The sequence below is a fragment of the Sulfuriferula sp. GW1 genome, assembly GCF_047300855.1.
In the GTDB taxonomy this organism is placed as follows: domain Bacteria; phylum Pseudomonadota; class Gammaproteobacteria; order Burkholderiales; family Sulfuriferulaceae; genus Sulfuriferula.
Map to the genome: position 1 here is coordinate 1,257,615 of NZ_CP170197.1, position 25,041 is coordinate 1,282,655.

The window sequence follows — 25,041 nt, forward strand, 5'->3', positions numbered from 1 at the left end:
CATAAAGGAGAGTGAAATGCGTATACATGAAATTGAATCTGTCGACCCCGCGAAGCTGGCGGCTGACAATGCGGGAAAGGCCGCCAAGAACATGCAAAAGCAAGCGAAGATTGCGCAGGCAAGAGCTAAGTTGCAGGGGGCGCAGCAACAATTAGCCAAGGCGACGAAGCCAAGTGTCTAGAATGGCTGCCTGCCATGATTGGCGGTAATACGTGTGGCAGAGGGGTGTTTGCTGTCGGCCCGAGGTGTACTACTTTGTGTACTACATTTTATTGTGTTGATATAACTGTATGATTAAAATGTTAATTATAATTTAACGACGTCTTCACACGGCAGGGGTCGCAAGTTCAAACCTTGCACCGCCCACCAAATAATACAATGGCCCAAAGATATAAGCTTGGGCCATTTTTTTCTAAATGCATCTACGCCGGGATATTTTTTTGGCGCAGAGCTTCCCGCATTTCATCAAGTTCATGATAACGAACCCGGCTTGATTAGGGTGCCTCCAGCACCCTGACAACCTGTGTCTTTCCCATATTTAAATTAAATAAAGTCAAACAGTTACTACGCTATCCTCATGCTTCACGGGTCTTCAGGTCGGTAAGCTCAGTGTCAGTGATTCTTTATATAGCCGTCATGTTGGGCCCCTAGTATGGTCTGTGCGCGGTGTTATCCGCGTATCGCCTTTGCGCAGCAAAGGGAGCCTATTTCCCCATGCGTGGGCGCACTCAGGCTCGACAACCATGAAATTCAACCATTGAACAGCCATAGGGGTTCCTGATGAAAATGAATAACAGTCCGAAATTATCGGTATTGGCGCTTAGCCTCGCCATGATCTGGCAATTCAACGCTGCCCATGCCATGAATGAAAGTGATGAAAATGGACATTCCCATGAACGCTTGAAGACCGCAACGCCGATCGAGCACATAATTGTGATCATCGGCGAAAACCATACCTTTGATAACCTGTATGGCGGCTACAAGCCGCGTCGCGGGCAAACCGTGGAGAACTTGCTGTCCAAAGGCATCATTAACGCGGACGGTTCGCCCGGCCCCAACTTCTCGCTGGCAGCCCAGCAGCAGGCCTCCAATCCGAACAGCTACAGCATTGACCCTTCACTGACCGGCCCGTATGCGCATTTGCTGCAACCCGCCACCACCTATGCAACAGGCCTGCCGCCGGGTGTTCCCGATGCGCGTTTCCCGGCGGATCTGCCCAATGGCCCGTTCCAGATTACCAAGTACGTTTCTTATGACGCACACACCGGCGACCCGATGCACCGCTTCTTCCAGATGTGGCAGCAATCCAACAAGGGAAAAAATGATCTGTTTGTCTGGGCCGACCAGACGGTCGGTATCGGTCCGCAAAACGGTGCGCCAGCCCCCACGCCAGGCAACACCTTTCAGGGCGGCGAAACGATGGGTTTTTATAACATGAGCACTGGCGATGCGCCTTTATTCAAGGCCATGGCGGATCATTACGCAATCAGCGACAACTATCACCAGTCCATCATGGGTGGAACCGGTGCAAACTTCATTGCCATTGCCACGGGCGACGTCGCGTTTCACAATCTGAATGGCGTGCCGGATATCCCGCCTGCCAACCAGATCGAGAATCCCGATCCGCAACCCGGCACCAATAATTTTTACAAGCAGGACGGTTATCGCGGCGGTTCCTACGTGGACTGTTCGGATATCAAGCAGCCTGGTGTCGCGCCCATCATGGATTACCTCAACTCGCTGCCGGGCAATGCCTTTAACAACGGCAACTGCGCACCCAATACCTATTATCTGCTGAACAACTACGGGCTGGGATATACCGCCACAGGCGCGGTGAAACCGCTGGGTGCGAACCTGTTCACGTTGCCGCCGCAGACTATTCCTACCATCGCCGAAGCCCTGTCGGCCAAAGGCGTTTCATGGAAATGGTACAGCGGCGGGCGCAATGACGGGGTCAAGCCGACCAACGAGTATTGCAGCATCTGCGATCCGTTCACCGGTTTCAAGGGCGTGATGACCACCCCATTGAAGAACAACCTGCAGGATGTCACGCAGTTTTACCAGGATGTCACCCACGACGCGACCTTGCCCGCGGTGTCCTTCATCCGGCCGTTCGAAAGCAAGGCCGGCCATCCGGCCAATGCCACCATGCCTGATTTCGAGAACTTCGTTGCGGGCGTGATCAAGCGCGTCAAGAGCGACAAGAAGGCATGGGCGAAAACGGCGATTATCATCACCACCGACGAAGGCGGCGGTTACTATGATTCAGGCTATATCCAGCCGGTCGATTTCTTCGGCGATGGCACCCGCATACCGCTGATCGTGGTTTCCCCGCTCGCCAAAAAAGGGCATGTCGACCATGTATACAACGATCATGCCTCCATCCTGAAATTCATCGAGAAGAACTGGGGGCTCAACCCGCTTTCCAAGCGTAGCCGCGACAATCTACCCAACCCGATTGCCACCAAAAACAACCCCTACGTGCCGCTCAACCGCCCAGCGATTGGCGACCTGATGAGCATGTTTGATTTCGACCATGCGCATTTCGAACAGCGTGATGGGGATGCGCAGGATCACCATGCAGGTCAGGATGATTGATGCTAAGCCCGGGCTAGCCGGGCAGAACATATAGCGTATCCAGTAAGCGTAGTTTGGAATGGCCAAGGGCGACCTTGGCCATTTTTTTTACTCTTTTGGCGTACCGCTTACCTGGAAGACCTGATACAGGAGACGTATTTGCACAATATTCAAAGACATATCAACCTAAAAACCGCGATTCAAGCCACAGAGAACACAGAGGGCACAGAGTTGCGGGAGGGCGAGCAGGATTTTTCTGCAAGCAGCAAGTGGCCGAACCACCCGATCCCTTCTTCGTTTTTCTCTGTGTGCTCTGTGTTCTCTGTGGCTAACAGATTTTTTCAGGGTCAGGCCATTATCGTTACCCAATGGGTGAATGATAGGTCTGTACAAGCTGTTGACTTATTTCGCGCCTTTCGTGTTTTTGCGAGTTATTGCCAAAGGCAATATCCCTGCGAGAACCGTTTCGTGAATAAATAGCCGTTTTTAGGATAGCCAGGGTTCCGGTTTTCACAATTCTGACAAATCTGTCAGGTATCTTGGGTCACTGTTTAATCAGTTGAAGTTGGCTGCGTCTGTTTGCCCAGTCTGCAACGGCACAGAAAAACTGGTTTGAACATGTTGAGTCATTGGCTAGTGCAGATTCTGATTTAAAACCAACATTTCTCCGGGAGCCTGAAAATGAAAATGAAAATGAAATTTGGATTGAAACCCATCGTAGCCGCAACGGCTTTTGCATTATGTGCCCACAGCATGCTGGCTGCTGCCGAAGTCGAAGAAGATAGCGCTGCCGGCGTCGAAAGCGCCGCCACCTGGTACAAGGCCGGCCAAAAAGCGCTCAGAGAAGCCAAACAGCTTCACCCCAACGCGCACCGCGCCAAGAACGTGATCCTGTTCATAGGTGATGGCATGGGCATTTCCACGGTGACGGCCTCGCGCATCCTGGAAGGCCAATTGCAGGGCAAGGATGGCGAGAAAAACTCGCTGGCCTTTGAAAAGCTGCCTTACCTGGCGCTGTCCAAGACCTATTCCGCCAACCAGCAAACGCCGGATTCCGCACCGACCATGACCGCCATGGTCACCGGCGTGAAAACCAGCGACGGGGTGTTGAGCATCGACCAGGACGTCGCGCGTAAGGAAAAAGACAACGCCGTCATCCAGGCGCATAAGCTCACTACCATCCTTGAACTGGCGAAAGCGCGCGGCATGTCCACCGGGGTAGTGACTACCGCTCGTGTCACGCACGCCACGCCCGCTGCAACTTATGCCCATACTGCCGAACGCGACTGGGAGGCCGACAGCAACCTGCCCGCAGGGACCAGCGTCAAGGATATCGCAGCCCAGGCAATTGACAACTTTGCCGCCAACCGCGGCATGGAAGTATTGATGGGCGGCGGGCGCACCTATTTCATGCCCAATACCAAGTTCGATCCGGAGTACCCCACGGTCAAGGGCCGCCGCAAGGATGGGCGCGACCTGACCAGCGAATGGCAGACCAAGTTCAACGGCAAATATGTCTGGAACAAGGCCCAGTTCGACGCGATCGATCCTGCCAATACCAAGAGCCTGCTGGCCTTGTTTGAACCCTCCCACGTGCAATACGAAGCCGACCGCGAGAAGATGGATGGTGCTGGCGAGCCTTCCATTGCGGAAATGACCGACAAGGCCATCGACATTCTGCAGAAAAACAAGAAGGGTTTCTTCCTGATGGTGGAAGGCGGCCGTATCGACCATGCCCATCATGCAGGCAACGCCTACCGGGCGCTGACTGATACCATCGCCATGTCTGACGCGGTCAGGAAAGCCATGGAGAAGACCGACCCGGAAGACACGCTGATCGTGGTGAGCGCAGACCACAGCCATGTGTTCACTATCGCGGGTTACCCAAAACGCGGCAATCCGATCCTGGGCAAAGTGGTCGAGCCAGGCAAGACCGATTTTGCCAAAGCCGACGATGGCATGCCTTACACCACATTGTCGTACGCCAATGGCCGCGGCTACCATGTGTTGCCGGTAGGGGGGGACACCTCGTATAACGAACCCATCCAGACCGGCCGCGTGGCCGACATGACCCATGTGGACACCACCGATCAGGGCTTCCACCAGGAGGCGCTGGTGCCCCTGTCTTCGGAAACCCACGCGGGTGAAGACGTGGCGATCTTCGCCCGTGGTCCGAAAGCACACCTGTTTCACGGCGTGCAGGAACAGAACTACATTTTCCACGTGATGAAAGACGCGCTGGATCTGTAATCGGCCTGTTGTATCCGCGTGCTTGTTGGAGAGGCCATCTGGTCTCTCCATTTTTATTTTGAAGGAATCTTTATGAGCCATCGTTTCATGTTCATGGCAGCATCGTTGCTTGCCTTTTCAACACTTGCCCAGTCCACCCTGGCCAGTGCCGCTCCCAAATACGAGGAGGTGGCTGCGCGTTACGTGACCACCGCCTGCGCAGTTCCTTGCGACAAGCCACAGAGCAGCCGCTGGTATTTCTGGCGTGGTGAAAACCGGGTGGAAATTCGCGACGCCTCCAATGAAGTGGGCGAGATATGGCGGCGCGATGGCAAGGGTCGGCTCAATTTTGTCTATGTCGAGCCGGCGCACCAGCGCGGCATCGAATACAATGCGACCGATCTGCGCATCATCAACCACAAACGCCCGTGGGACAGATTGGCCAGCATCATTTCTCCGGCAGAGCTGAAAAAACTGGGCCCCGCAGGTGACACAGAAGTTCTCGGCCACAAGGCGCAGCGCTATCGCGGAAAAATGGATCAACGCACTGTTGAAGTGGTATGGGTGCCGGATCTGCAACTGGCCACGCAGGTCATCAACACTTACCCGGATCGCCAGGTGACGACCGAACTCGAATCATTCCTGACCCAGCAGGATGGGGTGATGGCGACCTCCGATGACCAGCTCGCCGAGTACCAATTGGTGGACTTCGCCGATCTGGGTGATATGGAGACCAACGCATCCATGGCCTGGCTGAAACAGGCAACCGCAGCGCCCGGGCATGAAACTCACGCGCACTGAACCGTAGCTTTCCGGTCGGCCTCGGTGCTTTGGCTTATTTACCGGAACGCCGGCAAGTGCGTGATCCTGGGCCTGCCAGTTTCGCAGATGACTGCGGCTGATGCAGTGGCCGCAATATCGACCAGTGTGTGCTGACGTTGCCCTGGACAAATTTCGCGGGGGGCAATTTATTTGGGTGTAACCGGCAGTTGGCCTGGCGCAGCTTTCACAGGCGTGGCACCCGGCACCGGCGGAATAGCGGCAGCCGGAACGGCCTGCGTCGGCGCATAGACAAACTGCCAGTCCCGATAGCTGCCTTTTCCAGCGAAATCCTGATCGGCCTTGTCGAAGTTGCCGGTCTTGATCGGCGTCCCCTCGAAACGGCTATACACCCCCATGATGGTGCCGCCCGGGCCGGGCACTACCCCCCATTGCTTGCTGGCCGTGAATGGATCAATATAGATTTTGCGCAAATAGCGCGTCAGGCTGACCTGGCGCTTGTCTTCCAGCAGATCGTCCAGCTTTTTCGGGTACTGCTTGGCCGCACCCGGCGTGCGTTCGTAATACAGCCCGATCGCGCGCCGGAACGCGTCGCCCGCATAAAGCAATTCCTGCTCCTTGTCGCGTTGCGCCAGGGTGTGCCAGACCATCGCGGTGGCCGCCAGCACCGCCCCCATGATCGCCACCATGAACAACAGCACCAGATACGTGAAGCCGCGCTGATGCATGCTTCACCAGCCCGAATACGGCGTGCCGTCGCGGCCGTTGCCGGGTGCGCCGCTGTGCAGGTCATACACGCCGCCCTGATCCGCATCGGCCGGCGGCACCGTCACCCAGGTGCTGGCGCTATCGGTGACCGGATCGACCGGCAATTTGCGCAGGTATTTCTTGCTGACCAGATCGTCCAGACTGTCGGGGTATTTTCCGGTATCGCCGTAATACTTGTCGATGGCGTCGCGCAGCGTGGACAGGTCCTGTCTCAGCACCGCCTCCTTGGTCTTATCCACGCTGTTGAAATAGCGCGGCGTGGCAATCGACAACAGCAGGGCGATGATCGCCATCACCACCAGCAGTTCGATCAGGGTAAACCCGGAGGATAGGCGTCTGGTCATCACCACTCCCGGTACGGCACGCCATTCAGTCCCACGCCTTTGCTCAGCGTGTAGACGTCGTACACGTCATCGCCCTCCTGCGGATCGTCGGGCGGGCTCTTGTACGAGCGCTTGCCCCAGGTATCGGCAGGCGGGCTGGTGGTGTCCTGGCTGAACGGATCGCGCGGGATGCGGCGCAGGAAATAAATTTTGCTGTGCGTGGGGCTTTTGAAGTCTTCCACGCCGTTCACCAGCACCTCCAGCGATTTCGGATAGCCGGATTCGTCCACGCTTTTCTGGATGCGGCCTTCATCCCACATCTTCTTGTAGGCATCGATGGCGCTGCGGATTTCGCGCAGGTCGTGATGCAATTCCTGCTCCCTGGCGCGCTGTACGACGAGTTCGGTCATCGGCAACGCGATGGTGGACAGCAGCCCCACTATGGCCACCGTGACCAGCAGCTCGATCAGCGTGAAGCCGCGGGTGTGCATCATTGCGGATTGTCCGGATCGGGTTCCGGCAACAGCGTAGGGGTCGGCACCAGTGCCGGATCGGGCGCCGAATCGGGCGTCGGCGCTGGAGCAGGCTCCGGAGCCGGGGTTGCGGGTACGGGCGCAGGGATGGGGGCCGGCGCGGGTGCCGGTGCGGGTACCGCCCCGCCGGGCAACTCCTGGGGTGCCACAGGCGCTACCGGTACCCCGGGGCGCAGGGCCGGTAATCCTGCCGGTACCGGCGCCGCAGCCGCGGGCATCTGGTGCAAACTCAGCGGCGCGCCGCCGATATCGGCTTCGGTGCCTGCCGCAAACTCGCTCACGTTCGCATCCTGCGGGGTCAGGTTGCGGATGATGTGCGGGGTGATCAGCAGGATGATCTCGGTCTTGTTGGCCTCGTTATGATGGGTGGAGAACAGGTGGCCCAGCATGGGCAGGTCGCCCAGGCCCGGAATCTTGCTGGCGCTGCGCCGATCCTCGTCGCTGATCAGCCCGGCCAGGATCTGCGTTTCGCCGTCCTTCAGGCGCAGCAGGGTGTCCGCATTGCGGGTGCCGATCTGGTAGGTAAGCGTGCCGCTGTTGCTGCGGATTTCGCGCACGATGTTGGAGACTTCCAGGCCGACCTTGATGCCCACCTCGTTATCCAGATACACGCGCGGTTCCACATCCAGCTTCAGGCCCACGTCCAGGTAACTCACCGATTCCGACACGCCCACATTGGCGGTGCTGGTGGTGGTGATCACCGGCACCTTGTCACCGATATGGATTTTGGCTTTCTGCTTGTTCATCACGCGGATGCGCGGGTTGGCGAGAATCTGCACGTCGCCGTCCTCTTTCTTCAGGTTCAGCTGCGGATTGGGCGACACCGCGATATTCCCCGCGCCCAGGTTTTTCAGGGTATCGACGGTGAGGATGTTCTGGGTCTGCGACGGCGCGCTGACCACCGCGGTGCCGCCCTGGAAGGTCTGCGTGGTCTGGTTGGCGATGTTCAGCGCGGTAAACGTGTTGGGGTACTGGATGCCCAGATCCATCAAGCGGCTGCGCTTCACTTCCAGCACTTCCACTTCCAGCATCACTTCCGGCTCGGCGCGGTCCTGCGTGGCGATGAGTTTCTCGGCGAGGCGGATGGCGTCGGGCGTATCGCGCATCACCAGCAGGTTGAGCTTTTCATCGATGAACACATCGCGGGTCTTGACCAGGGTCTTGATCATGTTGAGCGTCTGTTTCACGTCGGCGTTGCCGAGATAGAATGCGCGCACCATCAGCTCCTGGTATTCGCGCGCCTTGGCCGGCGTATTGGGATAGATCAGCACGGTGTTGGCGTTGAGCACGCGCATCTGCAACTGGTTGGTCACCATCAGCAGATTGATGACATCCTCGATGCTGGTGTGCTTCACGAAGATGGTCGATTTGAGATCGGGGCGCACGTCGTGGTCGAACACGAAATTGATTTGCGTGGCGCGCGAAATGACTTCGAAGATGGCCTGCAGGCCGGCGTTGCGGAATTCCAGCGAAATCGGTTTCTTGAACGCCGCGCCCAGCGCCGGTTCGGCCGCTGTTTGCGTGGCCGCGCGCCGCGCCAGTTCGCGCGCGATCCTGCGCGCCGCTTCCTGGCGCGGGTCTTCCGCCAGCACGGTGCGCACGAGCGCCTGGGCTTCATCGGTCTTGCCGGCCTTGAGCAGCTGGTCGGCATCGGCCACCATTTGGTCATGGCGGCGATCCTGGCGCATGCCCTTGATCGCGTCGCTGGCGTGCTGGTTGCCGGGGTCGTACTGGAACACGTGCCGATAGGTGGCGTCCGCATCCGCATAGTTCTTTGCGGCGCGTTCGGCATCGCCCTGGTTCAGCAGCTGGCGGATATACAGTTCCTTCTGGCGCAGGTAATAGCTTTTGAATTCGAGGTTGGCGGCATTGGCTTTCCGGGCCTGTTCCAGCGCGGCCAGGCCGGCTTCCACATTGCCGCTGCGAATCTTGGTCTGGCCCTCGTCGAAGGCGCGCCGGCCCGCCGTACACGCGCCCAGCAGCAGCACCAGCGCCAGTCCCAAACCGATTGTTCCTATCCTGTTCATCAATTCACGTTTCCTATGGCGAGCGACTGTTGCTGGTTGAGCGGTAAATAAGTGAACACCACGCGCTGCGGCGCGACACTGTCGACGCGATAGGTGCCGTCCAGGGTAGCGCCGGGCTGCACGGCGTAATTCTGGTCCTGGCGGGTGAGGAAGACGGTCAGCTTGCCGTCCTCCAGCAGCTGGCCCAGATACGTGAACGGCAGCGGCGGCGGCGCGGGGGGAGGCGGCGGCACGGCGGGCAAAGCGGGCGGCGGCGGAGGCGGTACATACCAGGATTGCACCTGGAATGCGTCCTTGATTTCAGCCCGCCTGGCGGCGCCGCTGCGGTGCAGCTTATCCAGCGCCAGGTGCACGCCGTCGCGCGCGTCCGTGGTGCGCGCGGTGTTGTGTTTAAGCGGCGCCACCACTGCGGGCGCCGCCGGGTCCTGCGTCTGTTCGTGCTCCCACGCCACGGCGATCAGCGTCGCCGCCAGCGCGGTGCCCAGCAGGATCTGGCGTGTGCGTGGCGTCAGCGCCATCACGGCACCCGCGCGCGATCCGCGCGGAGGAACAGGGTCAGCTTGATATGCGCCTCCAGTTGCGCGGCGCCGATGGTTTCGCGCTTGAAGCTGATGTCGTCCAGCGCCGCCACCGGCACCTGGGTCAGGGTCTGCGCGACAAAGCGGCGGATCTGCGCATAACTGCCCTTGACCGGCAGGGTGATCTGGTAGCGCGTCAGCTTGCCGGTGCGGTCCGGCGTCATGCGGTATTCGCCCTGTGTCAGCACCAGGTCTTGCGCAGCCGCGGCGGCAAATAGCTTATCCAGCCACGGCGTCGCCTCCGCACCTTCAAAAAAGCCGTAGAAACGGCTCAGGTCGTCCTGACTGCCGGTGGCCGGAATGCCGCTGCGCGCGGCCTGTTCGATGCGGGTTTTGAGGGACAGGTTGGCGCGTTGCAGTTCGGCCAGCTGCGCGGTCCGGGGCTGCACCATGGATAGCGTCATGCCCGCCGCCAGCAGGAGCAGAAGGAGGCCCGCAACACCCGGCCAGCCCAGGCTGTCGTACAGGCGGCGCAGCGCGGCGGACAACGCGTTCATGGTTGCACCGCCCAGTGCGCGGCCAGGCTGAAGCGCACCGGCTGTTCGGCATCCTGGGTGCGTACTTCGTGGCTGGTCAGGTAGACGTGGTCCAGCACGCGGCCCTGTTCCAGGCGCGTGATATAGGCCAGCAGGGTGGTCAGGTTTTTCGCCTCGCCGCCGATGCGCACGCTTTGTTTGGCGGCATCGGGCTGGATCGACAACAGCGCAATGTCCTGGTCGCGCGTCGCTTCCAGGGTCTGGAACAGCGCGTCCCAGGGCAGCGCCAGCTGTTGCAGGATCGCGTTGGCCTGGCGGATCTGCTGCTGCAAGGCCTCGGCGTCGAGCGGCGGCGCGGCTACTTTGATTTTGCTGTGGCGCGCCATGACTTGCTGGCGCGCTGTGGCCAGGTCGATCTGGCCGCTGAGCGCGCGTTCGCTGTTCACCACCTGAACCAGCCACGCCGCGCCGATCACCAGCAACACGACGCCCAGCCACGCCCATGGCCGCGGCGTGCGTTTGAAATCCAGCGCCAGTGCGGGCAAACCCATGTCAGGCCCCCAGCGCCATCGCATACGGCGCGTCCACGCTGGCGGAGAAGCCCGGGTGCAACGATGGCGGCAGCCATTGAACTGCCCATTGGTCTGCGCCATCCAGCGTTACCGGTTGCGTTTCCGGCGCGGAAATCACCAGCTTGCGCGGCATCGTGTCCACGCCGTGCAGGTGCCAGGCGCGCTCCAGCAGGCCGGGCAGTTGCGTCGGCCACGGCGCGTCGCCGAGCGCATGGCTGCTGAGCGCCTGCCAGCGTCCATCGAGGATGAGCAGCAGCAGCACTTTGTGCGGTTCCACTTGCACGAACCACAGATCCTTGTCCTTGAGCGCGCGCCGTGCGCGGTTGAATGCCGGCATCAGGTGCGGGACGACCGAGCGCAGTGGCGCCGGCGCCACGGCCGCCTCCAGCTGCGTCAGCAAGGCCTGGTCGACGGCGCTGGCGAACCACGCCGCGCCGCGCTGCGGGGTGCTGATTGAATAAGCCCATTGCGCCGCGCTGTCTCCGTACACCTGGGCAAAGCTCGCGCGCACATATGCGGCACGCTCGTCGGCGCTGGTGATCTGCGCGCTCCACGGGATCAGCTGGTAGCGCACGAAGTGGTTGGACAGCACCGCGTTCACCGCCAGCCCCTGCCACTGCGCATCGGTCTGCAGGGTGTGGGCGAGCGTGTCCAGCGCGGCCTGCCAGCCGCCTGCGGCGTGCTCGCCGGGCACCGTGATGAGGCTTTTTGCGACCACTTGCGGGCGCAGCCGGCCGTGCGTGCGTACCAGCACGATGCGCTGCGGGGCGATGGCCAGCGCCAGCCGGTCACGCCACAAAGGTGACACGGTTGATCTCCTGCAGGGTGGTTTCGCCGTTGGCCACCAGTTCCAGCGCGCCTTCGCGCAGGTAGCGCGTGCCGTTGTGGCGCGCCGCGTCCTTGATCTTGCGGATCGGTTCGCGCGCCACAATCAGTTCGCGGATTTCGTCGTTCAGGTTGAGGATTTCGGAAATCGCCTTGCGCCCCTTGAAGCCGGAGCCGCGGCACTGGCCGCAGCCGTTGCCGGCGCGGAAGTCATAGGCGGCGGTGGCGGCGCGGGTCAGCCCGGAGTCGGCCAGCAGGCTGTCGGAAGGTACATACGGCGCGCTGCAATGCGGGCAGCTCACCCGCACCAGGCGCTGCGCCAGCACGCCGTTCAGCGCCGAGACGAAACTGTACGGATCGACTCCCATGTGCATGAAGCGGCCGATCACGTCGAACACGTTGTTGGCGTGCACCGTGGTAAACACCAGGTGGCCGGTCAGCGCGGCCTGTACCGCGATCTGCGCGGTTTCCGGGTCGCGGATCTCGCCCACCATGATCTTGTCGGGGTCGTGGCGCAGCACCGAGCGCAGCCCGCGCGCAAAGCTCAGGCCTTTTTTCTCGTTGACGGGGATCTGCAGCACGCCGGCCAGCTGGTACTCGACCGGGTCTTCGATGGTGATGATCTTGTCGTGGCCGTGATTGATTTCGGTAATCGCGGCGTACAGCGTGGTGGTCTTGCCCGAGCCGGTGGGGCCGGTCACCAGCACCATGCCGTAAGGTTCGCTGGACAGGTGGCGCATCGCCTTCAGGGTGCGTTCGTCGAAGCCGAGGAAGTCGAGGCGCAGGCCTTTCACCTGGTCGGACAGCGCCTGCTTGTCGAGGATGCGCAATACTGCGTCTTCGCCGAAGATGGACGGCATGATGGACACGCGGAAGTCCACCTCGCGCCCGCGCATCGACACCTTGAAGCGGCCGTCCTGCGGCACGCGCCGTTCGGCGATATCCAGCTCGGACATCACCTTGATGCGCGACACCACCTGCTCGGCGAAATCGCTGCGCGGCACGCTGCCGACCTGGGACAGCACGCCGTCGATGCGGTATTTGATCACCAGGCCGTTGGCGACGGTTTCCAGGTGGATGTCGCTGGCGCCGGTTTTCAGCGCATCGTAGAGCGTGGAATGCACCAGCCGCACCACCGGGCTGGTGTCTTCGCTGATGCTTTTGAGCGACAGGTCGGCCAGTTGCAGCGCGGCGGTGTCGTCGGCATTGTCCAGGCTCAGCACGTTTTCCATGGCGCGCATCGATTCCTCGAAGCGCGCCAGGAACGCCGCCACGTCGGCGTGATGCGCCAAATGCCAGACGAAGGGGCCGGGCAGGCGCTCCTCGGCCCAGGCATTCAGACCGGGCACAAACGGGTCGCCGCTCACCAGCAGCAGGCGCGCGTCGGCGTCGCGAAACGCGATGCAGGTTTTTTGCTGGGCCAGCTGGAACGGCAGCAGGTCGAACGCGGGCGCCAGGTCGTGCAGCTGATCCATGCCCAGCACCGGGTAGTGCAGCGTGGCGCCCAGGCGCGCGCTGAATTCGGCTGCGGGCAGGTCGAGTTGTTCTTCCAGCACGTCGACCAGGCGCCGGCGCAGGCGCACCGCCTCGGCGCGCGCCGCTTGCAGCAGCGCGCCGGGAATGGGTATGGCGGGTTCGGATGCGGCCGTGGGCGGCAGCAGGGTCACGGCGGGATTCGCGCTCACTGGATGCTCCCGGCCAGGTCGAAGATCGGCATGTACATCAACACCACGATGCCGCCGATGATCACGCCGATCACCGCCATCAGGATCGGCTCGAACAGGCGCGTGAACCAGTCCACCCAGCGCGCCATTTCTTCATCGTAAAAACCGGCGATGCGCTCCATCATTTCGCCCATGCGCCCGGTGCGCTCGCCTACGCGCAGCATGCGCAGGCTGACCGGCGTGGTGAGATGGTGCGCTTCCATGGCCTGCGAGGTCGGCTTGCCCTCGCGGATGTCGGTGGTGGCGCGCTGCAGCAGGCCGCGCAGCGTCGGGTGCAGCAGGCCTTCCACCATCTGCAGCGCGGTGACGACCGGGATGCCGCCGTTCAGCAGCATGCCCACGGTGCGATAAAAGCGCGCCAGTTGGTACACGCGCATGCGTTCGCCCAGCGCCGGGATGCGCCACAGCTTCAGTCCCACCCAGCGCCGCGTGGCGGGCAGACGCGCCAGATAAATGCCCAGCCCCAGCATGCCCAGCACGGCCATGCCGATTTGCGGCGCGTGGCCTTCCATGAATACGCCCCACTGGATCAACAGCCGTGACATCAGGGGGATGTGGCCGCCCATATCGTCGAAGATGCGGCTGAATTTGGGTACCACATAGCCCATCAGGAACAGCGTCACCAGGCCGCCGACACTGACCAGCATGACCGGGTAGATCAGCGCCGACACCAGCTTCTTTTTGACGATGTCGAGCTGGGTCTGGTAGGCGATGTAGCGCGCCAGCGCTTCCGACAGGTTGCCGGTGCGCTCGGCGGCGCGCACCGAGGCGATGTAGAGCGCCGGGAACGACAGCGGAAATTGTTCCAGCGCCTGCGACAGGGTGCGGCCTTCGTACAGCAGCGCAATCACCTGGCCGATCGCGCGCTTCACTTCCGGACGGTGTTCCTTTTCTGCGAGGGTCTCGACCGCCTCGACCAGGGGCAGGCCGGCATCGAGCAGGGCGAGCAGTTCCTGGCTGAACAGCACCAGCGGAAAGCGCGCGTGGCGGGGCGAGAACAGCGCCAGACTGGTGTGCGCGGCCACGGTGAGTACGGTATAGCCTTGCAGTTCGGCCTGGCGGGTGGCGTCGACCGGATTGGCGGCATCGAAGGACAAGGCCGTCAGGCCTTCACCGGCGCGCATGGCTTTTACGCTGAAACGCATGCCGGGTTACCAGTTGGTGAGGTCGGCGTTTTCGCCGGTGCCGCCGGCCTGGCCATCCTTGCCCAGCGACAGCAGATCGTAGTCGCCGTGCTCGCCGGGGTTTTTGTACAGATAGGGCCGCCCCCACGGGTCGGGGGGCACGGCTTTGGCCAGGTAGGGGCCATCCCATTTCAGTTCGTTGGCGGGTTTGGTCACCAGCGCGGCCAAGCCTTGTTCGGTGGTGGGGTAGTGGCCGGTGTCGAGGCGGTATTGATCCAGCGCCTTGCCGAGTGAATCGATCTGATCCTTGGTGGCCTTGACTTCCGATTTGCCGATCTGCGCGAAATACTTGGGGGCGACATAGCCCACCAGCAATCCGATAATGACCATGACGACCAGCAATTCCAGCAGCGTGAAGCCGCGCTGCGCGGGCTGGGTTTGTTTGACTTGCGACATCCAGCGTCCTTTGATTGACAGGGCTAACAGTTGAGACGGCTTATGCTGGCTGTCAATTGTGACGCTAGTATTACCGTCGTGATTTTTATGAAGTCTCGCTATCGGACCAGTCAGACGTAAGGCGCTTGTAACCCGCAATCCATGGCGACATATCATCCCGCACACCACGGAAGCCGAATTGCCTGCAAAACCTCGCCAGTGGTCAGATCTTGAGCGAACGCCACCAGGCCCATCTTTGCCGCGACCCATTCCGGGTTAAGTTGCACGATTTGTTGCCACGTGACGCGCCCATCGCGATCCATCGATAGCGGGCCATACCATTCGCGTACCACGTTGTCGTGATGTAACTGCCGGCCCTGATTTTCTCCGGCCTTGATTTTGGATTGCAGATCGTTTTCATATAGGGCGACATAGAGTGCCGCCCCGCTGCGTGCTCTGGCATTCGCAGTGACCTGCAATTCATTCGGACCGGATGGAGATAGCGTTAACGTGATCCATGCATATGCCGGTTGTCTGTTGATTTCGCCGACGGCACGTGAAAATGAATCGCTTCCCCACGCACGAAAATCCTTGCCGTTCAGCATTACCTGTGGGGTATAGACGATAGCCGAGTGATTCAGCCGGACCATTTCCCTTTGCCGGGTTGAAAATTTCGATTGCGCAAAGCGATCCTTCCACCCTATGTAGTCCCAATAGTCCACATGCAATGCGAGCGGAATAACACGCTCGCTGCTTGAGTGATCGGCTGTCAGGCCGCTTAGCCAGCGATCTGCCGGCGGGCAGCTGCTACATCCTTCCGAGGTATACAGCTCTACCAAAGGGATGCGCCAGGAACCGCTGGAAATCGAGCACTGCGCGGCGGAAAGTTGGCCGGAAAAGCAAAAAAGCGTTACCAGTACGCAGAAGCGCTGTGCAAAAAATATTGTTTGCCGAATGTGTATTGCCGCTAGCGTCATGGGTAGGCTCCGGGATTCCACGTGTAGAAATGCAATGGGTAAAACTTTTCCAGGGTTCACCACCTGCTTCCTTGCCGGGTATTTGATTGAGTAGAGTTGGCGGCAGATTTCTTACAAGAAACAAGCTGCGAGAATGAATGAACGTGGAAAAATATTCCGGATAGATTGGGCGCAGAAATCCGGCTGGCAAGAAAACGATTCGGCATCGGTAATGATATGCTGCCGTACCCGGACATGATTATTGGAATAACGACCATGCGTCTTGATGATGAGCGCGAAAGCGAAAATATTGAGGATCGCCGCGGCGAGGGTGCCGGAGGTGGTTTCAGGATTGGCGGGGGCGGGTTAGGAATCGGTGGTATTTTGCTGGTGCTGGTGGTGAGCTATTTCACTGGATTCAGCCCATCCACGCTGCTTGGTCTGGTGCCTGACAACAGTCAATCGACCACGCAATCAGTAGCGTCGCACAAGCCTGCTGCCAATGATGAAATGGCCACCTTCGTCTCGAAGGTGCTCGCCGACACCGAAGACACCTGGCAACAAATTTTTCGCGAGTCAGGGCGTGAATATCACGACCCGAAACTGGTGCTATTTACCGGGTCAACACCCACTGCGTGCGGTACCGGCAGCGCTGCCATGGGTCCGTTTTACTGTGCGCTCGATCAGAAAGTTTATATCGATCTGGCGTTCTATCAAGACCTGAAGGATCGCTTCCAAGCGCCGGGAGATTTTGCCGAGGCCTACGTCATTGCCCATGAGGTCGGCCACCACGTGCAGAATCTGCTCGGCATCTCCGGCAAGGTTCATGCGGCGCAGGAACACGCAGCCAGCGAAGCACAGGCGAATGCACTCTCAGTACGGCTGGAATTACAGGCGGATTGTTTTGCGGGGGTATGGGGAAATCATGCGGATAAAATGCGGCACATTATCGAACCGGGAGAAATCCAGGAGGCGCTCACTGCAGCCTCCGCCATTGGCGACGACAGGTTGCAGCAACAGTCCCGTGGCTACATTACTCCAGAAACCTTTACCCACGGCACCTCTGAACAACGTGTGAAATGGTTCACGCGCGGTATCGAAACGGGCGATCCGAAGCAGTGCAATACATTCGGGAAGCAGAGTTTATAAGCGTGGGAGGTTTTCTATTCGAGGCGAATGGGGCACATACTTTCTGAATTCCGCGGCAATATGCAGAATGCGGGGCTTCACCCGTTTTCACAGCCATATGGCCAAGCTGTATGACTTTGGAAAGGCCGTTACCAGCAACCGCTAAGCACGGTGGGCAGCGGAAACAGCCAGGGTTAGATCGAGATGTTTCGCCGAAAGGAAAAGATTCGGCAGATTACGCGCAATGAATTAAGTAATGGCGTGGAAAATCCCACGCCATTTTTTGCACCGCTGATTCGTTGGAAATGAATTTTTCTGTAACGTCAACGCAAGCCTGATGGTCACTGCGCTTTTGCGGCGTCCCGCTCGAATGCAGGGTGGGCGTCGGGTGCTCAAAGGCTGCGCCCATCAAAATGCCCCACCTGGATAGGTGACAAGTCGACACCATCCAGGCAACGGGCGTTAATAGCAACCATGTAGTTACCAGAAGGCGCTATACCTTCACTATATGGCGCACACCCGCACTTTGGGCAGTAGCGATGTTTAATGGTGTGCTTGTTGAATGTGTATGTGCCCATGTCGCCCTCGGGACTGAGCAAACGAAAATTCTCGCGGGAAATAAACCAGTGAAGCGAACCACGCTTGCTACAAATTGAGCAATTGCACTCCATAATTTTCTCTAGATTTCCTTCGGCTTCGAACGCGACCTGCCCACAGTGGCAGCTACCTTTGTATATCATTGGATCGCTCCTTTCGATGATTTTGTTTCAGGCCCTTGGTATTCCAGTGGCCCCGATTGTCTGACGCCCAACGTAGAGCTAACCGGCTCGACAAAGCGCAGCTTTGGCGAGTCCAGCGACCGAAGGGAACGAGGTTGAGCGCCGAGTTAGGTTGCATTTTCTGCCTGAGGTATGCCGAGTAACTTCGGGGCCGTGGCAAGAATATCTTGCGCTATCTTGAGCAAGATAAAATACGGAAGTGGTAACCCACCCATTTGATACTGCAGGAGATGGTGAACTGCAGCATCAAAGCTATTTTCCATATCTTCGTTCGTGCCCGCCGCAGATGGATGCGAACCATCGAGAGTGTTTGCGACTCTCCGAACAATCATTTCTCTGGTGATGGCTAGTTTCTTAAGGGCACCGTCTTCGGCGGGATACGACAGCCGTACAGCCTCTGCACCCATCCATTGCATGTAGTTGCAGCGCGTGACGTCTTCTGCTCCCAGTGCCTTGATTAAGGGTTGCTCGAAGGCCAAGCCGACGATGCAGTAGTTCTTTAGCTCCATTGCTCCATCGGCCCGGAGCATTACGGACGCTCCAATTGTGAATGGGCTGTTGGGTTTGCCAAGCTCTGGGCCAGACGCGATTTGACCATTGCCTGCGTATGTGACGACCCCGTCCGGCATGTAGGAGAACACGAATCGCGTGCCGTGGGCTGCGCGCAGTACTTTCTTAGCTGGGATAGCAGTCTTGAATGCCAACGTTGTAGCGAATGCCGGTGCGATATTGGGAAGAGCCAGTTTTAGGTCTGCCCATACGCGAAGTGAATGCGAGAGATCGAGCAGTGAAACGTGGTCGTAGGTACGCACGGCGGCGGTGTAGTGACGTCTTAGTCGCTCCAGATGTAGCAGGACAGTTTGCATGTGCAACTTAACGTAGAGGTAACCGGCCTGCAGCGGCCTTATGCGGCAGGTCCGGTTGACCGCCGGGTTGGGCGCGCACGAAACTCACTTAAGCTTCTCTCGCTCCACTGCCTCGATAAACCCGATGATTGTGTCCCGGGGCATTCCTTTGGTGGGCACCAAAATGGTTTGCCCTCCATTGGATGCAACGGAAATGACCGCTTTGCGAGTGAAGAAATATGCAACGATAAGAGCGACCGCCACAAAGAGCAAACCCCCTAGAGCGTCGCCACGCTGAGTGAAAGCGCCGACGATGGCTATAGCCGCGAGGATGAGTAGCAATGGAAATGATCTTGTAATGAGACCACAAGACGCCACCGAATCAAGAGTGATGCTAATTAAGTTCGACCTTCCCCAAACTACAGAGTCGTAGCGCACCCGTTTTGTCGTGAGCACTAGAACATCGTTGTCGGAGCTGGTTACGATCTGCTCCCCAGGAATTAAAGCGATCTTGTTGCTCATTCGAGATTCTCCCTTGTCAATTTGTTGCGTGAATCCAAAAGCGCCCAACGTAATGTAGGCATCCTATTTGACGCAAGATATTGCGTCAAATAGTTGCCTATTTTTATTTTAAAAATTAAAATTCTAACAATTTCATTGTGTTGCATTGTTTTAGCCTATCCTACGAATTATGGAAATTTCTTCACCGCTAGCAGCGCCTAAATTACTGGATCAAGTGCGGGGAAAAATCCGCCTCAAGCATTACAGTATCCGTACCGAGCAGGCTTACGTGGATTGGATTAAACGCTTTGTGCTGTATTTTGACAAGCGTCATCCGCGCGATTTGGGCGCGGCGGAGGTAGAGCAGTTTTTGACGCATCTGGCCGTGAACGGAAATGTGGCTGCCAGTACGCAAAATCAGGCCAAGAGTGCTTTACTGTTCCTCTACAAAGAAGTGTTGGATATGGAATTGCCATGGCTGGATAAGGTGGAAAAGGCGCGGGCCTCCAGGCGCTTGCCTGTGGTGTTGACGCGCGACGAGGTGCAGGCTGTGTTGACCCGTTTGAGCGGGACGCATTGGCTGATTGGCAGCCTGCTCTATGGCACGGGAATGCGCATCATGGAGGTTTTGCGGTTACGGGTGAAGGATGTGGATTTCAAGCGCCATGAAATTCTAATTCGTGATGGTAAAGGCGCTAAAAACAGGGTGACGATGTTGCCCGTCTCGCTGACTGTCGCTTTACAAACGCATTTGAGCCGGGTGCGCGAACTGCATGTTGCGGATTTGCAGCAAGGCTACGGGGCTGTGTATTTGCCGAATGCGCTGGCGCGCAAATATCAGGCGGCTGAACGTGAGTGGGCATGGCAATATGTTTTCCCGGCGGGCAAGCTTTCAACTGATCCGCGCAGCGGCGGGGTGCGTCGCCATCATGTGCAGGATCAATCCGTGCAACGTGCGATCAAACAGGCGGTACGCGATGCGAGCCTGACTAAACCTGCTACGCCGCATACGCTGCGCCATTCATTCGCCACGCATTTGCTTGAAGGCGGCTATGACATCCGTACCGTGCAAGAGCTATTGGGTCATTCGGATGTGGCCACCACGATGATATACACCCATGTGCTGAACAAGGGCGGGCGCGGTGTGGCCAGCCCGCTGGACGCGCTGTGACGGGACTGCCGCCGGCAATTTTCCTGATGGGGCCGACGGCTTCCGGCAAAACCGGGCTGGCGGTGGAACTGGCGCAACGGTTGCCGGTGGAGATCATCAGCGTGGATTCGGCGCTGGTGTACCGCGATATGGACATTGGCACGGCCAAGCCAGATGCGGCGACGCTCGCTGCCGCGCCGCATCATTTGATCGATCTGATTGACCCGACCGGGGTGTATTCCGCCGCGCGCTTTTGTGACGATGCGCTGGCCTTGATGGCGGACATCACCGCGCGCGGGCGGGTGCCGTTGCTGGTGGGCGGTACCATGCTGTATTTCAAGGCGTTGCGCGAGGGGTTGACGGATTTGCCACAGGCAGATGCGGGCTTACGTGAAGTCATTGAGGCCGAGGCTGCAGATCGGGGTTGGCCGGCATTGCATGCCGAACTGGCGCGGCTGGACCCTGAATCCGGAGCGCGTTTGCAGCCGACCGATACGCAGCGTATCCAGCGCGCGCTGGAAGTGGTGCGGCTGACCGGCAGGCCGATGTCGGATTATTGGCGCGCCGGGCGCGCGGCCGCATTGCCCTATCAACTGTTGCAGATTGCACTAGTGCCGGCAGACCGGGCGTTGCTGCATGAACGGATAGCACAGCGTTTTGATGCCATGCTTGGCGCCGGACTGATTGAAGAGGTACGCGCCTTGCGCGAGAAATACCCACTGGATGCTGCGATGCCATCCATGCGTTGTGTCGGCTACCGGCAGGTGTGGGATTATCTGGAAGGTGGGTATGGTCGGGACGAGATGCGTGATCGTGGCATTTTTGCCACACGGCAACTGGCCAAGCGCCAATTGACCTGGCTGCGCGGGATGCAGGACATCATCCAGATCGAACCCGGCAGAGCAGAGGCCGGCCAGAAGGTATTGTCGATGGTGACTGCTGAGCTGGCTCGCTAGCGGGGACAATCCACTTAAATGGGAAGCAGCTGGTGCAAGGGCATGGGTTTTTCAACCCCGTAACCTTGTGCGTAATCGATGCCGATTTCTTTGAGCTTGGCGAGAATGGCATCGTTTTCCACATATTCGGCGATGGTGAGCAGGCCAAGCGAGTGTCCGACTTCGTGCATGGATTTGACCATGGCAAAATCGGCAGGATCCTTCAGCATATCGCGGACAAATGCGCCGTCAATTTTCAGGTAATCCACCTTGAGGCCCTTCAGATAGGCGAAGGAAGAATAGCCGCTGCCAAAATCATCCAGTGAAAAACGGCAGCCGTAAGCCTTGATTTTGTTTATAAATGTCTGGGCGGCATCCAGTCTTTCTATGGCTGCGCTCTCGGTTACTTCGAATATTATTTTCTCAGTCGGAAGATCGTTTTTGTCCAGCGCATCCTGGATAAAATCAAGGATGATTTCGTTGACCAGCGACAGCCCGGAGAGATTAATCGAGAAGCCGTTCAGGGCGCCAAGCCGTGTGGCGTTTTCCCGTATCCATTGAAAGCTGCTGCGCAGTACCCACAGATCAAGATCGGGGCTGCGTTTCCAGCGTTCGGCGGCGCGAATGAGGTCAAATGGCTGGATGCCCAAACTGTCGTTCAGGCCGAGGAGGATTTCGTAATGGGGTAAAGCCCCGTTACCGGCAAGCACCGGCCGAATTTTTTGACAACGCAGGTACAACAGGTCTTCGCTGAGTGCCTTGTCGATTATCCCGGCCCACTCGAAAAGTGCCTGCTCGGATTGGATGTGCACGTTGCTGTTCTCATATCGCTGAACCGTATTTGAACCCATCGATTTAGCAGCCACGCAGGCCGAGCCCGCATTTTGCATGAGCGTGGAGGGGGAATCCATATCTGCAGTAAGCTCCGCAATGCCTGCGCTTACCCCTAGCACAAAGCTTTTGCCCTGACATGTAATGCGGTGTTCCTTGATCAGGGAGACCATGTTTTGAGCAGCGGAATAGGCATTATCCAGGGTGCGCCCTCTGAACAGGACCGCAAAGGTATCTTCGCCCAAACGCGAAAACAGGTCATTGGGCTGAATCTCCTTGCTTAAAGATTCCACCATGGCCAGTAACGAGGCCTCAGCCTCGTTCTGGTCGCAACTATGGTAGATGGCCTTGAGCTGGTCGAACATCATCAGGCACAGAATATCGCTTTGATTGTCTGCACCACCGGCAACGAAAATCTTCTCCAGCTGGCTGACCATCCCCTTGCGGTTTAACAGGCCGGTTTCAGGGTCGTGCGTTGCCTGGTGGTAGAGCCGTTCGTAGGCATCGAGCATTACCTTGTGCGCCGAGCGCTCCATGAATGGCGCATCGAGCGCAGGTATTTTGATGGCCATACCGTTCTGGATTGCCTGATGCAATTCGTGCTGCTCCAGATGACGTTTTTTGGTTGCCGAGCGATTGGCAAACACGAATCGGGTTTGCGAAACGTTCGACCAGACCAGCTGGTGAGGTACCTGGATGCCCTCCTGCTCGAAGGACAGCCAGTCCCCTATATGCAACTGATGGATTTCTGCGTCGCCTGGGTTGTACTGGTCTGTGGCATTGGTGTGATCCGAACCATGGAACTGAAATTCGATGGGCTGTTTTCCCTGCAGCTGTTTTGACAAGCTTTGCGTGATCTCTTCAATGGCGTCTTCGTTGTGCAGTATTTCTTTCAGCTTTGCAGAGATATAGGTGACAAGGTTTTGAATTTTTTTTGCGTCGATTCCCGCGTTGATCACATCCGGAGCCAGCAATTCGAGCAAGTCATCCAGTAGCGCCAAGGCGTGCTGGTGTTCCGTGCTGTCCTGGCCTTCGCGCAGGGAGGTCAATTGAAGATAATGGCGCCAACCTGCATCGAGTAAAAACGGGATAATTTTCGGCACCATTTTGCCGCCCAGGGATGAATGAATTTGCTGTTCGACTTGATCCCGAACCAGATAGATTTTTTCTCCGCCCTCACTAATCAGTTGGATCCGGTTCGCGTTTTTTTTCCGGACATTTTCGACGGGTTTGAGCAGATTCGCCAATATTCCGTTGACCTCTTCGAAGACCGCGGGGTTGGTCTCGTAATTGTCTACTATGCGGTTGGCCAGTTGATGCAGGAGCTTGAGCAGCTTGGGGTCGAAAATCTTCCCCAAATCATCGGCGGCCACGTAGTAGCGCTCGAACAGGTTTACCGTATGGCGGGCAGGATGCGCATCCGATTCCAGAAATTTTTCGTCCAGCAAAGCCAGCTTGAGCAGTGGCACCTCAAGTTTTTTGAGTATGGAACGAATGTCCGAACCCAGTACATCGTCCGCAAGGGGTTTGCTGACCAGCGCGTCAAACAGCCGAATGGCCTGAAAGTATTTATCCTTGCTGGTTTCGCTGTCATCGAGCTGCGGCAACTCCGTAGTCAGCCGCCGCTTGATCGAAATATGATCGTTCTGTTCGGCCCCGGTGCTTTGCCGGAGCCTGACGTTATCCAGCACATCGAGGATCTGTTTCAGATTGGCTCTGCCCTCAATGATGCTGGTGCCCGAGGCAGGCTGCATGCCATATCCGGCGTTATATTCCTGTGTGTGATGGGCAGCATTGAACAGGCTGTTCATCGCGGGTATCAGGCTGTTCGAGCGGTTGGCAGATGCGTCTGTCCAACCCGGGTGGCCGCCGAAAACGGAATGGTCGATCGGTGTTTTGAATTCCGTTTTAGAATTACTCAAATACTGGAGCAGATTGTCCAGTTTGTAGTCACGCTGCTCGTTGTCGGAGTCTGAAGCAGCGCCCGTCGGGTGTCGGGTGGACGCCGGTTCGTTCTCCAGACCGGATCCGGACACCTGAGGGCCACGGTTTTTGGTGGTGTCGAAATCCTTTGCTTTCTGAACCGTTGTACGGTCTTGGGCTGCAGCGATTTTGGCATTTCTGGTCGATGGCACGAATGCGACAGCTTCGTTCAGGCCTTGATAAAATTCTTCAAAAGAACGGGACAAGGATTCAAAAAAAGCCTTGTACAGGACGGCTCTGATTGGATTGCTCAGCTTGATATCTGATATGGCTTTGCGAAAAGTTTGAAAGATGAAATACGGGCCGTATGGATTATCGTGTGCAGTGGTGGCTTTGGAAACCAGCACCTTATATCGTATTAGAAAATTTTCTATTGCAGACTGGTGTTCAAACCCCAATTCATTGATCACCTGGGAGACATTTAACCAGTCCTCGAAGTCGTCGATATCGACCAGCGATAATTTTTCGCTTTGCTGCTGATCGGGTGAAGTGGGGCGTTGATCGAATAATTGCTGGAGATACGGCGCCCCCAGAAATGCCTGCTCGATTTCTGGGCGTCGGGAAGAAAGCAGCGGATAGAGGCTTTGGATAAATCGGATCGCGGTGAAATCAGAGATATTGCTGGCAGCTATAGCCAGTTTGTTATCCACGGTTTCATAAAAATTCTGGATCGCATCTTTAATGAATGCATGAAATTGCTTGTGGCATGAGGCCCTGGCTGCATCCAGCTGATGTTGCGGAAAGGCTTGTGTAGAAACCGATTCGGTATCTGATGCGCTTTCTTTGGCTATGCGTGTCAAGTCAAGGAACGCATTCATCGGGAAGTTTTCTACGGCGATTCCCAGCGAATTCTGGTTAATCCTTACGACATTTCCTGCGAGTCGATATACATCCTCGCCTGCCGGATCCGAACGAAATTCAATGGTTACTGTCTGATCCTGGAGCTGGACAACGGATGCGAG

The 25,041-nt window shown here is 58.0% G+C and carries 24 protein-coding genes; 8 read left to right on the forward strand and 16 right to left on the reverse strand.

Annotation, left to right across the window (positions count from 1 at the left end; genetic code table 11):
- Window positions 1–16: 16 nt before the first annotated feature.
- From ACFDAU_RS06330 to ACFDAU_RS06350, 5 genes are all read left to right on the forward strand, one after another.
- A complete protein-coding gene (locus ACFDAU_RS06330; protein WP_413439150.1) occupies window positions 17–181 on the forward strand; it encodes a hypothetical protein in 165 nt (54 codons plus the stop codon).
- A 599-nt stretch (window positions 182–780) separates the two neighbouring features.
- Window positions 781–2,598 (forward strand): alkaline phosphatase family protein, encoded by a 1,818-nt coding sequence (locus tag ACFDAU_RS06335; protein ID WP_413439151.1) that lies wholly within the window; start codon window positions 781–783, stop codon window positions 2,596–2,598.
- A gap of 138 nt (window positions 2,599–2,736) precedes the next feature.
- Window positions 2,737–3,057: a hypothetical protein gene (locus tag ACFDAU_RS06340; protein ID WP_413439152.1), complete on the forward strand. Its 321-nt coding sequence runs from the start codon at window positions 2,737–2,739 to the stop codon at window positions 3,055–3,057.
- A 207-nt stretch (window positions 3,058–3,264) separates the two neighbouring features.
- Entirely contained in the window at window positions 3,265–4,827 is a 1,563-nt protein-coding gene (locus tag ACFDAU_RS06345; RefSeq protein ID WP_413439153.1) for an alkaline phosphatase, read from the forward strand.
- Between the two features lie 72 nt (window positions 4,828–4,899).
- Window positions 4,900–5,607 carry a hypothetical protein gene (locus ACFDAU_RS06350; protein WP_413439154.1) on the forward strand — a complete coding sequence of 236 codons (708 nt, stop codon included), beginning with the start codon at window positions 4,900–4,902 and terminating at the stop codon, window positions 5,605–5,607.
- Between the two features lie 167 nt (window positions 5,608–5,774).
- Here ACFDAU_RS06350 and ACFDAU_RS06355 read toward each other — a convergent pair whose 3' ends face one another.
- From ACFDAU_RS06355 to ACFDAU_RS06410, 12 genes are all read right to left on the reverse strand, one after another.
- On the reverse strand, window positions 5,775–6,314 hold the full coding sequence (locus ACFDAU_RS06355; RefSeq protein ID WP_413439155.1) for a type II secretion system protein: 540 nt from the start codon (window positions 6,312–6,314) through the stop codon (window positions 5,775–5,777).
- Between the two features lie 3 nt (window positions 6,315–6,317).
- Window positions 6,318–6,698, reverse strand: a complete 381-nt coding sequence (locus tag ACFDAU_RS06360; RefSeq protein ID WP_413439156.1) for a type II secretion system protein — start codon at window positions 6,696–6,698, stop codon at window positions 6,318–6,320.
- On the reverse strand, window positions 6,698–7,171 hold the full coding sequence (locus ACFDAU_RS06365) for a type II secretion system protein (protein WP_413439157.1): 474 nt from the start codon (window positions 7,169–7,171) through the stop codon (window positions 6,698–6,700). The genes ACFDAU_RS06360 and ACFDAU_RS06365 overlap by 1 nt, the downstream gene beginning before the upstream one ends.
- Entirely contained in the window at window positions 7,168–9,237 is a 2,070-nt protein-coding gene (locus ACFDAU_RS06370; RefSeq protein WP_413439158.1) for a secretin N-terminal domain-containing protein, read from the reverse strand. The genes ACFDAU_RS06365 and ACFDAU_RS06370 overlap by 4 nt, the downstream gene beginning before the upstream one ends.
- Window positions 9,237–9,755: a secretion system X translation initiation factor gene (locus ACFDAU_RS06375; protein WP_413439159.1), complete on the reverse strand. Its 519-nt coding sequence runs from the start codon at window positions 9,753–9,755 to the stop codon at window positions 9,237–9,239. Before ACFDAU_RS06375 ends, ACFDAU_RS06370 begins: the two co-directional genes overlap by 1 nt.
- Complete coding sequence (locus tag ACFDAU_RS06380; protein WP_413439160.1) at window positions 9,755–10,312, reverse strand: hypothetical protein; 558 nt, start codon at window positions 10,310–10,312, stop codon at window positions 9,755–9,757. Before ACFDAU_RS06380 ends, ACFDAU_RS06375 begins: the two co-directional genes overlap by 1 nt.
- Window positions 10,309–10,842, reverse strand: coding sequence for a PilN domain-containing protein (locus ACFDAU_RS06385; protein ID WP_413439161.1), 534 nt, complete (start codon window positions 10,840–10,842; stop codon window positions 10,309–10,311). The genes ACFDAU_RS06380 and ACFDAU_RS06385 overlap by 4 nt, the downstream gene beginning before the upstream one ends.
- A 1-nt stretch (window position 10,843) precedes the next feature.
- On the reverse strand, window positions 10,844–11,671 hold the full coding sequence (locus ACFDAU_RS06390) for a hypothetical protein (protein ID WP_413439162.1): 828 nt from the start codon (window positions 11,669–11,671) through the stop codon (window positions 10,844–10,846).
- Entirely contained in the window at window positions 11,652–13,373 is a 1,722-nt protein-coding gene (locus ACFDAU_RS06395) for a GspE/PulE family protein (RefSeq protein WP_413439163.1), read from the reverse strand. Before ACFDAU_RS06395 ends, ACFDAU_RS06390 begins: the two co-directional genes overlap by 20 nt.
- Window positions 13,370–14,557 (reverse strand): type II secretion system F family protein, encoded by a 1,188-nt coding sequence (locus tag ACFDAU_RS06400; protein WP_413439164.1) that lies wholly within the window; start codon window positions 14,555–14,557, stop codon window positions 13,370–13,372. The genes ACFDAU_RS06395 and ACFDAU_RS06400 overlap by 4 nt, the downstream gene beginning before the upstream one ends.
- Before the next feature lie 6 nt (window positions 14,558–14,563).
- Window positions 14,564–14,992 carry a type II secretion system major pseudopilin GspG gene (gspG, locus tag ACFDAU_RS06405; protein ID WP_124706475.1) on the reverse strand — a complete coding sequence of 143 codons (429 nt, stop codon included), beginning with the start codon at window positions 14,990–14,992 and terminating at the stop codon, window positions 14,564–14,566.
- A 152-nt stretch (window positions 14,993–15,144) separates the two neighbouring features.
- Window positions 15,145–15,810, reverse strand: a complete 666-nt coding sequence (locus ACFDAU_RS06410) for a DUF1223 domain-containing protein (RefSeq protein ID WP_413439165.1) — start codon at window positions 15,808–15,810, stop codon at window positions 15,145–15,147.
- A 393-nt stretch (window positions 15,811–16,203) separates the two neighbouring features.
- Here ACFDAU_RS06410 and ACFDAU_RS06415 point away from each other — a divergent pair, with 393 nt between their 5' ends.
- Complete coding sequence (locus tag ACFDAU_RS06415) at window positions 16,204–17,076, forward strand: neutral zinc metallopeptidase (RefSeq protein WP_413439166.1); 873 nt, start codon at window positions 16,204–16,206, stop codon at window positions 17,074–17,076.
- Window positions 17,077–17,447: 371 nt separating this feature from the next.
- On the opposite strand, the gene ACFDAU_RS06420 is transcribed toward ACFDAU_RS06415, so the two are convergent.
- The 3 genes from ACFDAU_RS06420 to ACFDAU_RS06430 form a co-directional block, all read right to left on the reverse strand.
- Window positions 17,448–17,795, reverse strand: a complete 348-nt coding sequence (locus tag ACFDAU_RS06420) for a GFA family protein (RefSeq protein ID WP_413439167.1) — start codon at window positions 17,793–17,795, stop codon at window positions 17,448–17,450.
- 146 nt (window positions 17,796–17,941) lie between these two features.
- The gene (locus ACFDAU_RS06425; RefSeq protein ID WP_413439168.1) at window positions 17,942–18,700 is read right to left on the reverse strand and encodes a hypothetical protein; all 759 of its coding nucleotides are present in this window, start codon (window positions 18,698–18,700) and stop codon (window positions 17,942–17,944) included.
- An 84-nt stretch (window positions 18,701–18,784) separates the two neighbouring features.
- On the reverse strand, window positions 18,785–19,201 hold the full coding sequence (locus ACFDAU_RS06430) for a hypothetical protein (RefSeq protein WP_413439169.1): 417 nt from the start codon (window positions 19,199–19,201) through the stop codon (window positions 18,785–18,787).
- Window positions 19,202–19,370: 169 nt separating this feature from the next.
- Between ACFDAU_RS06430 and ACFDAU_RS06435 the strand changes: the two genes are divergently transcribed.
- Together ACFDAU_RS06435 and miaA are read left to right on the forward strand one after the other, a co-directional pair.
- Window positions 19,371–20,351, forward strand: coding sequence for an integron integrase (locus ACFDAU_RS06435; protein ID WP_413439170.1), 981 nt, complete (start codon window positions 19,371–19,373; stop codon window positions 20,349–20,351).
- A 26-nt stretch (window positions 20,352–20,377) separates the two neighbouring features.
- The gene (gene miaA, locus ACFDAU_RS06440) at window positions 20,378–21,286 is read left to right on the forward strand and encodes a tRNA (adenosine(37)-N6)-dimethylallyltransferase MiaA (RefSeq protein ID WP_413439512.1); all 909 of its coding nucleotides are present in this window, start codon (window positions 20,378–20,380) and stop codon (window positions 21,284–21,286) included.
- A gap of 14 nt (window positions 21,287–21,300) precedes the next feature.
- Here miaA and ACFDAU_RS06445 read toward each other — a convergent pair whose 3' ends face one another.
- Window positions 21,301–24,897, reverse strand: a complete 3,597-nt coding sequence (locus tag ACFDAU_RS06445; RefSeq protein WP_413439171.1) for a DUF1631 family protein — start codon at window positions 24,895–24,897, stop codon at window positions 21,301–21,303.
- Between the last annotated feature and the right edge of the window lie 144 nt (window positions 24,898–25,041).